Genomic DNA, 14,824 nt, shown 5'->3' with positions numbered 1-14,824 from the left:
TCGCTGAAAAATAGTTGAGTATTATAACTGACCTAATCAACAGGCTAAAGCTTTAAGTAGAATGGGCGGCATAAATCTATCATCGTTTGGCTGTATCCCGATTGTTTATTACGTATCGCCATTTGTAGATATTGTGTTTTGCTTGTGTTTTCGGATGTTTGTCGCTCTGTTGTTAAGGCATGTTGTATCACCAAAATCGAACGATTTGGCGATTTGCCTTCTGCACTGATTATCTCAAGGTGCTTTGCGACAAACAAACCATGGCCATCGAGCTGCTGAATAAAACTCGCTAAACTTTGTTGCGGTAAAATAATACTGGCATTGCCTTGAGGCGCAAGCAACTGACTGATTGCTTTTTGTAACTCTGCAAAAGACAAGGTATTGGTATGCCTTGCATCGGCACGGGCGCTATTTTTGGCTTGTGTGCCTTGTTCAAAATAGGGCGGATTACAAATGATATGATCGAATAAAGGCGTGATACTTTTATCAAATTGTTGTTGGTAGTCTTGAATTGCACCATGAAATAATTGGACTTTCTGCGGCCAAGGACTTTGTTCAATATTATGTTTACAGGCGTTAGCTGCCGCGGTGTCTAACTCGACTGCAGTAATGTGAGTTTTCTCAGGGCTACGCTGGGCTGCCATTAAACTGAGTAAGCCACTGCCAGCACCAATATCAAGAATATACTGAGATTGGGTGAGTTCTGCCCACGCGCCAAGAATAACGGCGTCAGTACTGACTGCCATACCACATTGTTCATCATCGATATGGAATTGTTTAAACGTAAAAGACATAGGTAAGCTGTAATGGATTGGTTAATGAAATCGTTAACTGAGATCATAATCGCTTTGGATTGTGATGTCGTCGGTTAAATGATCTACCACAATTAAGCGTTGGAATTATGTTATACAAAAATGACGTAAATATGATGGCTTGGCTATTATGTACACAAGTGTTGACATAAATTCAGCATAAAACGGTTATTTTTATTATTTCAGCGGCCAAAGCTTGTGTGGTCTAGCGATGTTTGATATTAGTTTGGCCACTTAATACCAATAAAATTGAGTAAAAAGTCTAAGTTAAGCCATTTTGACAAGGATGTGGCTTCTATAACTGGGCTTAGTGCTCGTTTTTGGTCATTGTTAAAGCAGATTTTACTATTTAAAAGTGTATTTTTAACTTTACAAATCTGAGTGGCATTCCGCTCGGGAGTAGCTAATTAACGCATAATCAATTAGGTTTGTTAAAAAACATAACAATAAAAAGAGGCGAGTAGTGCAAACAACCAAGATGAGTTTTACCGATACGCTAGGGTTAGGGTTTATGACCTTTGCGTTTTTTTTAGGCGCAGGTAACTTAATTTTTCCTCCCTTCGCAGGAATGCTAGCAGGCGAGAATATGTCGTTTGCCATGCTCGGTTTTTTGATTACCGCGGTGGGTATGCCACTGATTGGTTTGATTGCCGTAGCAAAAGCCAACGGTAAAGTGATGGCGTTATTGCCAACCTTTGCCGCCACAACATTAGCCATTGCGATTTACATCATTATTGGCCCTGCATTTGCTGCCCCGCGTACGGGTTTGGTTGCATTTGAAATTGGTGCCAGACCATTTATCTCCAATCCTGATGCACTCATGATGTTAGGTGGTAAAGAGTTTAATATCGCCCAACTTATCTACACCTTAGTGTTCTTCTCTATCGTGATGGTCTTGTCGTTATTTCCAGGTAAGTTACTGGATAATGTCGGTAAGGTGCTGACACCTATTTTGATTTTGTTATTAGTCAGTTTAGCCAGTTCAGTGATTATTTTGCCGGGATTTGAAGTTAATCAACCGGTTGGCGAATACATCAATAGCCCACTCACCAAAGGGATTATTGAAGGTTATAACACCATGGATACCCTGGCATCGTTGATGTTTGGTATGTTGATTATTGATTTGCTGCGTAAAAAAGGCGTTAACGACGCGGCGGATCAAACGAAATACCTAGTCAGAGCCGCTTTTATTGCCGCAGGTGGTTTGGCTTTTGTTTATGTATCTCTATTTTATCTTGGTGCCTCAGCGGGTGATTTTGCGATTGGTGCTGATAACGGCGGTCAAATATTAACAAACTATGTTACCCATCATTTTGGCAGTATCGGCTCGTTAATGTTGTCGATTGTGGTGACTTTGGCTTGTTTAACCACCGCGGTAGGTTTAGTAACAGCATGTTCTGAATTTTTCAATGAACTCATGCCTAGCTTGTCATATAAACTGTTAGTCGTCGTTTTAAGCGCAATTTGTGCCACTGTTGCAAACGTTGGTTTGGTGCAATTAATCAGTATCAGTATTCCGGTATTAATGACCATCTACCCGGTGGCGATTGCCCTCGTATTGGTAACATTTTTAACGGAGCGTTTTGCTCGTCCTGCGTTTTCGCATCGGGTTATTTTAAGTGTGGCGCTATTTTTTGGTATATTTGACGGCTTACAAACTGCCGGTATGGACATGAGTTTCCTAGATTTTATGCCATTGCATAAAGAAGGCATGGCGTGGTTATTACCTACAGCACTAACAGCTTTAGTGTGTTTATTTTTACCTAAAAACAATACTGCCACTGCGTAAAATTTAGCGACAGCCATGGGCCAACGTTCACACTGTAAGTGAATAAAGGCAAACAATAAGACGACGTTATGATATTTTATCTAACGTCGTTTTTTTTACCCAGTTTGAGATTTTATTTTGGTTAAACCTGCATATCAGCCCAATCCGTTAATTAACCAATTTTTAGATGACCTTTGGTCAACCAAAGGGTTAAGTGACAATACCTTGGCTTCATACCGAACTGACTTACAACATGTTGAGCGCTTCGTGTTAGCTCAAGGTGTTGATTTATTAACTGTCGACCAAGGCTTGTTGCGCGACTATTTAACGGCACGGTTTGAACAAAATTTTGCTAAAAGTAGCACCGCAAGAATGTTAAGTAGTGTTCGTCGATTTTACGGTTATTTGTTGGTTAAGGCGTTGATCAGTGAAGATCCTACCGCGCTTATCAAATCTCCCAAATTAGCGCGTCAATTACCCGATTCTTTGTCAGAAGCTCAAATCGACAGTTTACTGGCAGAGCCTAACAGTGACGACCCAATCGAATGCCGTGATAAAGCGATGTTAGAACTGCTCTATGCCACCGGTTTACGGGTAACCGAATTGGTAAGCTTAACAATGGAGCAAATTAGTTTACGCCAAGGGTTAGTTAGGGTGGTTGGAAAAGGGGGCAAAGAGCGTTTAGTGCCACTGGGAGAGTTAGCGGTAGCAGAAGTTGAGCAGTATATGCGTTTTGCTCGGGGCGAATTATTACATATGAAGCAATCTGATGTGGTGTTTCCATCTCGGCGTGGGCAAATGATGACGCGGCAAACCTTTTGGCATCGTATTAAGCTTTATGCTTCTCGGGCTGGGATTTCGTGTCATTTGTCGCCACACACATTGCGCCATGCATTTGCTACTCATCTATTGAATCATGGTGCCGACTTACGTGTGGTACAGTTACTGCTCGGTCACAGTGATTTATCAACGACGCAAATTTATACTCACGTGGCTAAAGTGCGATTGCAGCAACTGCATAGTCAGCATCATCCCCGTGGTTAGCTGTCCTTGTGAGGTTTCAAATCCTTACATTTAAGATTTTGAGTATTTGTTGCGTTCATTTAATTAAATCTGTAAGTTTTGCTTACGAAGTCGGGTCTATACATTTTGAACCCGTGTAATTTAGGAATTATCATGAAGTTAACCAAAGCATTTGCCCTCGCTGTCAGTATTGTTATTGCACCTATTGTGTCTGCTGCACCCGCAACTGATGTACCAAACGAATCTGCTTTAAAGCAGAAACTGACCGACACCTTGGGTGTGAATGTTTCGCTGATCCAATCTTCTCCTGTCGACGGTCTTTATCAAGTGTTGACCGACCGTGGCGTGCTTTATGTGACTAAAGATGGCACTAAGCTATTTCATGGAAACTTGTACGACTTAGAGCAGGGCATGAAAAACTTAACCGAGGCTGCATTAGCCGGTCCGCGTTTAGAAATGCTTAAACCATTTGAAAAAGACATGTTGGTCTACAAAGCCAAAGATGAAAAACATGTTATTACCGTATTTACAGACGTTGATTGCGGCTATTGCCGTAAGTTACACAACCAAATGCAAGGGTATAACGATTTAGGGATTACCGTTCGTTATTTAGCTTATCCGCGTGCGGGTGTACCCTCTGCAAACGCTGATGAAATGCAAGCGGTCTGGTGTGCAAAAGATCCGCTTAAAGCGATGACAGAAGCCAAAAATGGTGGCAATGTTAAAGCAGCAAGCTGTGATATCGATATTACAAAGCAGTATCAGTTAGGCCAGTCGTTTGGTATTAATGGTACTCCTGCGCTGGTGTTAGAAAACGGAACTATGGTGCCAGGTTATCAATCACCTGCTGACTTGTTACGAACCATTGAAGCAAGTCTTTAATTCTATCGTCATGCCGTTATTAACCGCGTAAAATTAAAGGTGAGCTTAGGCTCACCTTTTTGTTATTCATTTTAATTCAATTTATGTCAGTGAGTCAGACAAGCTAAGCCGTGATTTTATTATTAATTATCATATTAAAAACTGATCTGATTGACTCATTGTTCGAATAAGGTTGTCTCTTTGTCACACAAAATAGTCCGTCGTCCTCAGGTTGATGATTCGCATTTACCTTCAGCATTACCCCCCTTTTTAAAGCAACTTTATGCTCGTCGTGGTGTAACAGAGGCAGACTGCGAATTAGTGTTAACGAAGTTACTTCGTCCTGAAACCATGAAAGGCTTGTCTGAGGCAGCAGTGTTAATTGCTGATGCCATCGCGGCCGAGAAGTCGATATTAATTGTCGGTGACTTTGATGCCGACGGTGCAACATCTACTAGCGTATGTATGTTGGCGTTAAGGATGATGGGCGCTAAAAAAGTCGATTATTTAATCCCTAATCGGTTTGATTATGGTTACGGCCTAAGTCCTGAGATTGTTGCTGTGGCCTATTCAAAAGCAGCAGATATGCTCATTACTGTGGATAACGGTATTTCATCCATTGAAGGTGTTGCTGCGGCTAAGTTGCTTGGCATGCAGGTGGTGGTAACCGATCATCACCTACCGGGTAAAACACTGCCTAATGCTGATGTGATAGTGAATCCTAATCAACCAGGGTGTGAGTTTGCCAGTAAGTCTATAGCTGGTGTCGGTGTGGCCTTTTACTTAATGTCGGCATTGCGGGCAGAGTTACGACAACGCAATTGGTATCAACAACATCATATTGCTGAGCCCAATTTAGGCACACTATTAGACATAGTTGCGTTGGGCACCGTTGCTGATGTGGTGTCGCTAGATGCCAATAACCGTATATTGGTGAATGCGGGTTTACAGCGGGTAAGAAGTGGCCGTTGTCGTGTGGGGATCACTGCGTTACTTGAGGTGGCCAAACGCAGTCCTGAAAAAATGGTGGCAGCTGACTTTGGCTTTGCTGTTGGCCCCCGTTTGAATGCTGCAGGGCGCTTAGATGAAATGGCCTTAGGGGTGGAAACGCTATTATGTGATGACATCATGCGAGCCAGAAGAATGGCTGCAGAGCTTGATGGTTTAAACCAAGAGCGCCGTGAACTGGAAACCGGCATGCAACAAGAGGCGCTTAAGAGTTTACAGAATGTGTCGCTTAATGAAGATGATTTACCGTGGGGCATTGCGATATTTCAAGAAGATTGGCACCAAGGTGTGATTGGTATTTTGGCATCACGGATTAAAGACCGCTACCATCGTCCTGTGATTGCATTTGCCGATGCTGGTGAAGGTGAAATTAAAGGGTCGGCTCGCTCAATTAAAGGCTTACACATGCGTGATTTACTTGAACGCATCAATAGCCAGCACCCAGGAATGATCATTAAGTTTGGTGGTCATGCTATGGCGGCAGGTTTATCGCTTAAAGCCGATGCATTTGAGCTGTTTAAGCAAGCGTATGATAATGCCGTGCGAGATATTTTAGATTATGAGCAGTTAACCGGTGAGCTATTGTCTGATGGTGAGTTAGCTGTAGAGCTGATGAGCTTAGATACAGCATTTGTATTACGTAATGCTGGCCCTTGGGGGCAATCATTTGAAGAGCCGTTATTTGATGGTGTTTTCAGAGTGGTTCAGCAACGTATTGTGGGTGAGAAGCATTTAAAATTACTGCTTGAAACGCCATGTGGCACCTTAATGCTCGATGGTATTGCGTTTAATATCGATTTAGCCATTTGGCCAGATGCAACGATCCAGCAGGCAAGGGTTGTTTATAAGCTTGATGTGAATGAGTTTCGTGGTAACCAGACAGTGCAGTTGATGGTGGATTATATCGAACCAATGTAATTGGGTTGTACTGGTATAACATTAATCGCTAAAAACAAAAAAGCCTCGCAATGCGAGGCTTTTTTGTAATCTTTTATTAGTCGCGTTAGCCACCAATGTATATATGGTGCCCGAACCCGGAATCGAACCAGGGACACGAGGATTTTCAATCCTCTGCTCTACCGACTGAGCTATTCGGGCGACGGACGCAATTTAAAGGGTTTTGACCTGTTGAGTCAACTGGTTTTTACTATTTATCTTAAAAATTGATTCGTTTGAACGTATTTTGCCCGTATCGGCGTTAATTTATCCATTGTGTGGTATGAATCACGAAAAAAATTTTCCACGATTCAAATATATTTTGTTGAAGCATTTATCGTCATTGGAATAAAAATGACTGTTTTACGAGATGTTCTGAATAGATTATGACAAAGGCAATGTCGTTACAGACATAAAAAAACGCTCCTAAGAGCGTTTTAGTATTCAATGTTAAGGTTAACTTCGATTAGTTCGTTAACATTTCATTGTTTGGGAAGTTAGTTCTCATCACCATTTTAATGTGTTGTTGTAACTTCTCTTGGCCTAATTCACCATATGCTTCAGACATAATTTCTAATGCACGCTCTGTTGCGGGTGTACCAGGGAATTTTTCCATTACGTTTTGCGCACGCACTGCAGCTGCACTCCATGCGTTCATTTTGATATAATACTCCGCGACCTGAATAGAATACTGCGCTAAACGGTTTTTCAGAAACTGCATGCGATGCTGTGCATCGGCCGCATACTTACTGTTTGGGTAAGATTTAATCAAGCGATCAAAATCTTTAAATGCATCTTGAGCATTTTTAGGGTCGCGATCGGTACGATCGATATTCATTAAATCGTGAAATAAATAATTATCTGCCTGCATATTGGTCAAACCACGCATATAATGCACGTAATCAATATTGGGATGCGTTGGATTGAGGCGTAAAAAGCGATCAATGTTAGCAATTCCTGAGGCAGCGTCGTCCATTTTGTAATACGCATAAATCAAGTCTAATTGAACTTGAGTTTTGTGCGGGCCAAACGGATAACGAGAATCTAACGCTTCAAGCGAACGCACGGCTTTAGAGTAATTCCCTAATTCCATTGATGTTCTTGCTTGAGTATAGAGCTGATCAGGAGATGCTTTTTTTGCAAATTCATCTTCTTCTGGACTGCTACTACAGGCTGTTAAAGCCAGTGAAAGTAATACTAGGGCGGCACCTTGGGCAAATTTATACATACTTGAATTCAATTCTTTTTAAGTTGTTGTTAAGAATTTTTCCATTTCACGGTAAAATAGAAAACATCCGATTGTAACAGATAGCACATTCACTTTGGACCCCTAAACTGGGGTACGGTTCCTATGACACAAGAGATTAATCTAAAAAGCGAGATAACAGCAACACAAACCGGTCTGAGATTAGACCAAGCATTAGCTGGTTTGTTCCCTGACTACTCGCGCACACGCATCAAGGAATGGATCCTATCTGGTGCAATTACTGTTGACGGTATCACAGTCGACAAGCCACGGGAAAAGGTTTTCGAGTCTCAGTTGATAGAAGTTGCAGCCACACTTGAAGAAGAAGTGCGTGCTAAGGCGCAAGATATCGACTTAAATATTATTTATGAAGACGATCATATTCTTGTTGTAAATAAGCAAGCGGGTTTAGTTGTTCACCCTGGTGCGGGTAATGCCGACGGCACATTAATGAATGCGTTATTGCATCATTGCCCCGATATTGAACATGTACCAAGAGCCGGTATTGTCCATCGTTTAGACAAAGACACAACAGGTTTGATGGTTGTGGCTAAAACGGTTGAAGCACAAACTCATTTGGTTGCAGCATTGCAAGCGCGCGATATCGTACGTGAATATGAGGCAGTGGTTCTTGGCACGATGACGGCGGGTGGCACGGTAGATGAGCCCATTGAACGTCATGCGACAAGACGGACACAAATGGCGGTAATTCATGGTGGTCGTCCTTCGGTGACACATTACCGTGTTGCTGAAAAATTCCGTGCTCATACTCGTTTACGTTTGCGTCTTGAAACCGGTCGTACTCATCAAATTCGTGTGCACATGGCACATATTGGTCATGTTTTAGTTGGCGACCCAGTATACGGCGGTCGTCCAAGACCCCCTAAAAATGCCAGCCCGGAGTTTTTTGATCTACTCAAAAACTTTAACCGCCAGGCGTTGCATGCAGTACGTTTAGAACTGGCTCATCCATTTACCTGTGAAATCATGACTTGGCATGCGCCGATCCCTGATGACATGGTTGAGCTAACAAAAGCATTGCGTGAAGATACTCTGTTAAATCCTATCGAGTATTTATAGTGCTTAAGCACGATTGGTCCTTACCCGATAATGTCGCAATTGCGATGACTGATCGACATGGCGGTTATAGTTTACCGCCATTCGACAGTTTAAATTTAGGGTTGCATGTTGGTGATAATCATCAACATGTTTTAGCTAACCGTGCTGCGTTATGCCAACAACTAGCGTTACCGACCGAGCCGTTGTGGCTTGACCAAGTACATGGTGTTGATGTGGTGAATATGCCGCATCGAGCACGAAATGAATCGTTAATCGATTCGACAAGTCTTTCACCGATCAAAGCAGATGCAAGTTACAGTAATAAAGTGGGTGATGTTTGTGTCGTCATGACAGCAGATTGTTTACCTGTGTTGTTATGCAATAAACAAGGTACTGAAGTTGCAGCTGTGCATGCTGGGTGGCGCGGCCTTTTCGCTGGTGTCATTGAGCAAACGGTTGCTTTATTTAATTCCCCCCGGGCGGAATTAATCGCTTATCTTGGCCCAGCAATTGGACCAGATGCTTTTGAAGTAGGCGCGGAAGTGCGTGATGCTTTTATGCAAAAACACCCTCAAGCTTCGCAATACTTTATGCTTCACCATAATAAGTACCTTGCTGATTTGGCTGGTCTTGCAACGCTACGTTTATCGCAAATGGGTGTGTCGCAAGTATTCAATGCTAATGTGTGTACTTTTAACGACCCTAACTATTTTTCGTATCGTCGTGATCAACAAACCGGCCGTATGGCTTCGTTTATTTGGCTAAAATCTTAACAATGCGTTTAAGTTTAAAAAACAAACGATTTATTGATCTAGATTAAGTTTTAAGCTTGAAATCACATTAATTGCCCCCATCTTTAAGTTAACAGATTATTCATTTCTGAATTAATTTCCCACTCAATAAGTATCAGATCCTAGGAGGTTATATGAGACTCGATCGTATGACTAATAAGTTTCAAATTGCCATTTCTGATGCCCAGTCATTAGCTTTGGGGCGCGATCACCAATTTATCGAACCCATTCACTTAATGATGGCGCTATTAAATCAAGATTCTGGCTCAATTCATCCACTGTTAACGCAAGCAGGGATCCGCGTTAGCGCGCTTCGTTCTGCCGTTACTCAAGAATTAGAACGTTTTCCTCAGGTAGATGGCACAGGCGGAGATGTTCAATTATCTCAAGGATTAATCCGCTTACTTAACTTGTGCGACAAGCTGGCGCAAAAACGTAAAGACAAATACATTTCATCAGAGCTATTTGTGTTAGCGGCATTAGAAGGAAACGATGCGCTGTCAAAAGCGCTAAAAGATTCTGGTGCGAGCAAAGAATTAATGGAAAAAACCATTGAAGACATGCGCGGCGGCCAAAAAGTGGATGATCCTAACGCAGAAGATCAACGCCAAGCGTTGAAAAAGTTTACCGTTGATTTAACCGAGCGAGCCGAGCAAGGAAAGTTAGATCCTGTGATTGGCCGTGACGAAGAGATTCGCCGCACAATTCAAGTTCTGCAACGCCGCACGAAAAATAATCCGGTGTTAATTGGTGAGCCTGGTGTTGGTAAAACCGCGATAGTTGAAGGATTAGCACAGCGTATTGTGAATGGCGAAGTCCCTGAAGGGATTAAAAACAAACGTGTTTTATCATTAGACATGGGCTCGTTAATTGCGGGAGCTAAATATCGCGGTGAGTTCGAAGAGCGCTTAAAAGCGGTATTAAATGAATTGTCTCAAGAAGAAGGTCAAGTCATCCTCTTTATTGATGAACTGCATACTATGGTCGGCGCCGGTAAAGGCGAGGGCGCAATGGATGCGGGCAATATGTTAAAACCTGCCTTAGCACGTGGCGATTTACATTGTGTCGGCGCAACCACACTCGATGAATACCGCCAATATATTGAGAAAGATGCCGCACTAGAGCGTCGTTTTCAAAAAGTGATTGTCGATGAGCCTAGCGTTGAAGACACGATTGCCATTTTACGTGGATTAAAAGAGCGTTATGAATTGCATCATCATGTGGAAATTACCGATCCTGCCATTGTTGCTGCAGCGACGATGTCACATCGTTATATTTCTGATAGAAAATTGCCCGACAAAGCAATCGACTTAATTGATGAAGCGGCTTCAAGTATTAGAATGCAGATAGATTCTAAGCCCGAAGCGCTTGACCGATTAGAACGCCGTGCGATTCAACTTAAATTGGAAGAGCAAGCACTCAGTAAAGAGTCTGATGAAGCCAGCCGCAAGCGTCTAGATTTTTTACAACATGAGTTGAAAGAAGTCGAAATCAATGCTGCTGAGATGAATGAGATCTGGCATACCGAAAAAGCGGCATTAGCAGGAACTCAACATATTAAAGCCGATCTTGAACAGGCTCGAATGGATCTGGAAGTTGCTCGACGTGCAGGTGATTTAACTCGTATGTCTGAATTGCAATATGGACGGATCCCTGAGCTTGAAAAGCAGCTTGATTTAGCCTCACAAGCTGAAATGCAAGACATGACTTTACTGCGTAATAAAGTCACTGACGTTGAAATTGCTGAAGTGCTCTCAAAAGCAACCGGTATTCCGGTATCAAAAATGCTTGAAGGCGAGCGAGAAAAATTATTGCACATGGAAGACGCATTGCATGAACGTGTTATCGGCCAAAATGAAGCTGTCGATGCAGTGTCTAATGCAATTCGTCGAAGTCGTGCTGGGCTTGCAGATCCACAACGTCCAATAGGTTCATTTTTATTCCTCGGTCCAACCGGGGTCGGTAAAACCGAGTTATGTAAATCGTTAGCTAAGTTTTTGTTTGATACTGAATCAGCATTGGTGCGCATCGACATGTCTGAATTCATGGAAAAACATACCGTGTCACGCCTAGTGGGTGCACCTCCCGGATATGTTGGTTATGAAGAGGGCGGGTATTTAACAGAAGCTGTTCGTCGTAAACCTTATTCGGTTATTTTGCTTGATGAAGTTGAAAAAGCACATCCAGATGTGTTTAACATCCTGCTTCAAGTGTTAGATGACGGACGATTAACGGATGGACAGGGTCGTACGGTTGATTTTAAAAACACCGTTATCATCATGACATCTAACTTAGGCTCCGACAGAATTCAAGAAAGCTTTGGTCGAGCCACTTATGATGAAATGAAGCAGAGCGTAATGGAAGTGGTAATGCAAAACTTCCGTCCTGAGTTTTTAAACCGTGTCGATGAATCTGTGGTGTTCCATCCATTAGATGCAGACAATATTAAGCATATTGCCAGTATTCAACTTGAACTACTGCGCAAACGTTTAGTGGAAAAAGAGTTTGATATCCAATTAACCGATGCCGCACTGTCATTCATTGCTGAAGCGGGCTTTGATCCTGTTTATGGTGCGCGTCCATTAAAACGTGCATTGCAGCAGGAAGTCGAAAACCCATTAGCGCAAAAATTACTTCGGGGTCAATTGTTGCCAGGTAAGATGATTAACGTTGATGTGGTTAATGGTCAGTTAGTGTTTGAGCAATAATCACTAATATCAAATGCAACAAAAGTAAAAACAAAAAGGGAGCTTGCGCTCCCTTTTGATTTTCTAACGTTCAACATTTTAGGTTACTTACAAAACAATTTAACTCGTTCTGTGTTTTCAGCTATCGCTGCTTGTCTTTGCTCTTCGGTTAACTTTGAAGTGTCACCGGTTTCTTTGTTTTGTTGGCTTAAATCTGTGTGCGTTTTTAGTACATTTAAGCTGTGCTTAGCACTCTCACAAATATCATTAGCTTGTTGTTTGTCTTTTTCATTAATGATTTTTGCAGACTTGGCTAGTTCAGACTCCTCAGGCTTTTGTTCCGTTTTTCTCTGAGGTGTACTTGTCCCTATTTTTGCCGGTTCCATATCTTCAGTGAAAATTTTCTTGGCATCGACATCTTTTGGCGGTTGTTGGCTGTAATGTACTACGCCTGCTTTATCTACCCAGGTATATATAGTGGCGGAGTACAAAGAACAGCTAAACGCGAGTACGGCTAAACTAGTAACTAAACGAAAAATTCCCATGTGAGTTCCCAAGGCTAAATTGACGCTATGCTTGATTGATTCAAAATATGCTATCTTGAATATAAATCCAACATCTAAAAGATATTGTTTAAAGTGTATGCAAAATTCATCAAATCAAACAGCAAAAAATAAAGGTATTTACTTATTACCTAACTTATTTACCACTGCAGGCCTGTTTTCTGGCTTCTATGCGGTGATAGCTTCCATGAATAGTCACTTTGAATTAGCAGCAATAGCAATCTTTATTGCAATGATCTGTGATGGACTCGACGGAAGAGTTGCAAGACTCACCAATACACAAAGTGATTTCGGTGCAGAATACGACAGCATGGCAGATATGGTGTCTTTTGGTATGGCTCCTGCGATACTCGTGTATAACTGGGCTTTGCAAGATTTAGGTAAAATAGGTTGGCTCGCTGCATTTATCTATTGTGCATGTGCAGCATTAAGATTAGCTCGTTTTAACACTCAAGTGGGTGTCGCTGATAAACGCTATTTCCAAGGGCTTGCAAGTCCAGCTGCTGCAGCATTAATTGCAGGAAGTATCTGGAGCGGCAGTAAATATGAAGTCGATCCAACCGATATTAGCTATATCGCCGCTTTCATCACAGCATTCGCCGGGTTATTGATGGTGAGTAACTTTAGGTATCATTCATTCAAAGAAGTAGACTGGCGTGGTAAAGTTAATTTTATTGTAATGCTATTGCTGGTGGGCATTTTTGTCGTGATATCAGTCGAACCTGCAATTATCTTGTGTTTAAGCTTTTATCTATACGCACTGTCAGGGCCATTTATTACGATTAAAACCATTAAAAAGTTAAAAGTAGAACACGTTCTTGGTGACACAATCGCAAGCAGTAATAAAGATGAGCAGTTACGAGACACTGTAGACGAAGGCGACGTCAACAACAATGAATCAACATCGACTAAAGGTAAAGCTGAATAGCCACTTACCCATAACAGTAACGTTGTTTTATCTTGACGATGAATAGCGCTTAACAAAAAGCGCTATTCATCGCCTGTCACAAACCCTAGGGTCTCAAACGTTTTACCATCCTCTCGCAGTATTATCGTTAATCCCGCTTAAAATAGCTTTTTACTCATCGCGATAAACAGCTTTGTACTATTGAGAGTGTATAAACATGATGCCAATTGGAGCAAACCTCACTCATGCTTATACAAATAACCGCGCAATGGAGGCAGAGTTAGTTGTACTGAGCGAAGCCCGCAGTTAATCAAAGGTGCATATTAACGGCGCATCAATAATTAAACCGCAAACCTTTCATCAGCGAAACCTAGGCAATACAACAACAAGAAAAGCATATCTAGATAAGAATACTGGCTGTTATGTTGGCTTTTTAACCGGATATACACGCTTTTGTTTGATTAGTGTTCGCTTAAACCCTTTTTCAATAAAATAGCCAAAAAAGGGGTTGCACTAAATCTCATGGTGCCTATAATGCGCATCCACTGACACGGCAGACAGCGAAAGCGGTCACCGGGTTAGGTTGAATGAAGTGCTTCAAAACACTGAGTTCAAGGCGAAAAGAAAGTTTGAAAAAACACTTGACGCCGAGACGGGAAAGCGTAGAATACGCAGCCCAAGCCAACGACCTAGCGTCAACGGCCACTAAGCGAAAGATTGATTCTTTTGGTATTAGTACGCTCTTTAACAATCTAAACAAGAAATCTGTGTGGACATTCACAGGTATTGAGTTATTCGAAATTGTCTTCTTGTTCTTCGGAATGTAGGCAATCAAAAAATTTAAACTCAATGCGATGATGAGTGTTCATAGTAATATGTACAAACGTTTTATAGATTCTTCCGAGTTTATAAAATGAAATCAGAATTCATTGAGCCGAGACTTTGTCTCAAAAAACTTTAATTGAAGAGTTTGATCATGGCTCAGATTGAACGCTGGCGGCAGGCCTAACACATGCAAGTCGAGCGGTAACAGAGGGTAAGCTTGCTTACTTTGCTGACGAGCGGCGGACGGGTGAGTAATGCCTAGGGATCTGCCCAGTCGAGGGGGATAACAGTTGGAAACGACTGCTAATACCGCATACGCCCTACGGGGGAAAGGAGGG

At 42.1% G+C, this 14,824-nt stretch carries 11 protein-coding genes, 1 tRNA gene and 1 rRNA gene; 9 read left to right on the top strand and 4 right to left on the bottom strand.

The features are described 5' to 3' along the window. Positions 1–44 precede the first annotated feature (44 nt). Entirely contained in the window at positions 45–794 is a 750-nt protein-coding gene (locus ACROAE_RS13130; protein WP_432402438.1) for a tRNA1(Val) (adenine(37)-N6)-methyltransferase, read from the bottom strand. A gap of 496 nt (positions 795–1,290) precedes the next feature. On the opposite strand from ACROAE_RS13130, the gene brnQ reads away from it, so the two are divergent. From brnQ to recJ, 4 genes are all read left to right on the top strand, one after another. Beyond that, positions 1,291–2,601 (top strand): branched-chain amino acid transport system II carrier protein, encoded by a 1,311-nt coding sequence (gene brnQ, locus ACROAE_RS13125; RefSeq protein ID WP_432402627.1) that lies wholly within the window; start codon positions 1,291–1,293, stop codon positions 2,599–2,601. 117 nt (positions 2,602–2,718) lie between these two features. Then, positions 2,719–3,624, top strand: a complete 906-nt coding sequence (gene xerD / locus ACROAE_RS13120) for a site-specific tyrosine recombinase XerD (protein ID WP_432402436.1) — start codon at positions 2,719–2,721, stop codon at positions 3,622–3,624. A gap of 132 nt (positions 3,625–3,756) precedes the next feature. Continuing rightward, complete coding sequence (dsbC, locus tag ACROAE_RS13115; RefSeq protein ID WP_432402434.1) at positions 3,757–4,485, top strand: bifunctional protein-disulfide isomerase/oxidoreductase DsbC; 729 nt, start codon at positions 3,757–3,759, stop codon at positions 4,483–4,485. Positions 4,486–4,665: 180 nt separating this feature from the next. Next, complete coding sequence (gene recJ, locus ACROAE_RS13110; protein ID WP_432402432.1) at positions 4,666–6,390, top strand: single-stranded-DNA-specific exonuclease RecJ; 1,725 nt, start codon at positions 4,666–4,668, stop codon at positions 6,388–6,390. 104 nt (positions 6,391–6,494) lie between these two features. On the opposite strand, the gene ACROAE_RS13105 is transcribed toward recJ, so the two are convergent. Next, positions 6,495–6,570, bottom strand: a tRNA-Phe gene (locus ACROAE_RS13105). A 304-nt stretch (positions 6,571–6,874) separates the two neighbouring features. Next, positions 6,875–7,636, bottom strand: a complete 762-nt coding sequence (locus tag ACROAE_RS13100) for an outer membrane protein assembly factor BamD (RefSeq protein WP_432402430.1) — start codon at positions 7,634–7,636, stop codon at positions 6,875–6,877. Between the two features lie 123 nt (positions 7,637–7,759). Here ACROAE_RS13100 and rluD point away from each other — a divergent pair, with 123 nt between their 5' ends. From rluD to clpB, 3 genes are all read left to right on the top strand, one after another. Next, positions 7,760–8,734, top strand: coding sequence for a 23S rRNA pseudouridine(1911/1915/1917) synthase RluD (gene rluD / locus ACROAE_RS13095; RefSeq protein ID WP_432402428.1), 975 nt, complete (start codon positions 7,760–7,762; stop codon positions 8,732–8,734). Next, a complete protein-coding gene (gene pgeF, locus ACROAE_RS13090) occupies positions 8,734–9,486 on the top strand; it encodes a peptidoglycan editing factor PgeF (protein WP_432402426.1) in 753 nt (250 codons plus the stop codon). Before rluD ends, pgeF begins: the two co-directional genes overlap by 1 nt. A 152-nt stretch (positions 9,487–9,638) precedes the next feature. Next, positions 9,639–12,212, top strand: coding sequence for an ATP-dependent chaperone ClpB (gene clpB / locus ACROAE_RS13085; protein ID WP_432402424.1), 2,574 nt, complete (start codon positions 9,639–9,641; stop codon positions 12,210–12,212). An 83-nt stretch (positions 12,213–12,295) separates the two neighbouring features. Here the strand turns inward: clpB and ACROAE_RS13080 are convergent, their stop codons facing one another. Next, a complete protein-coding gene (locus tag ACROAE_RS13080; protein ID WP_432402422.1) occupies positions 12,296–12,736 on the bottom strand; it encodes a DUF4124 domain-containing protein in 441 nt (146 codons plus the stop codon). A gap of 97 nt (positions 12,737–12,833) precedes the next feature. On the opposite strand from ACROAE_RS13080, the gene pssA reads away from it, so the two are divergent. After that, positions 12,834–13,682 (top strand): CDP-diacylglycerol--serine O-phosphatidyltransferase, encoded by an 849-nt coding sequence (pssA, locus tag ACROAE_RS13075; RefSeq protein WP_432402420.1) that lies wholly within the window; start codon positions 12,834–12,836, stop codon positions 13,680–13,682. A gap of 937 nt (positions 13,683–14,619) precedes the next feature. Beyond that, a 16S ribosomal RNA gene (locus tag ACROAE_RS13070) occupies positions 14,620–14,824 on the top strand; the annotation flags it as partial.

This window comes from Shewanella sp. MF05960 (assembly GCF_050849305.1).
Lineage (GTDB): Bacteria > Pseudomonadota > Gammaproteobacteria > Enterobacterales > Shewanellaceae > Shewanella.
Note: the sequence above shows the minus strand (reverse complement) of the source record. Positions and strands in the feature narration are given on the sequence as shown.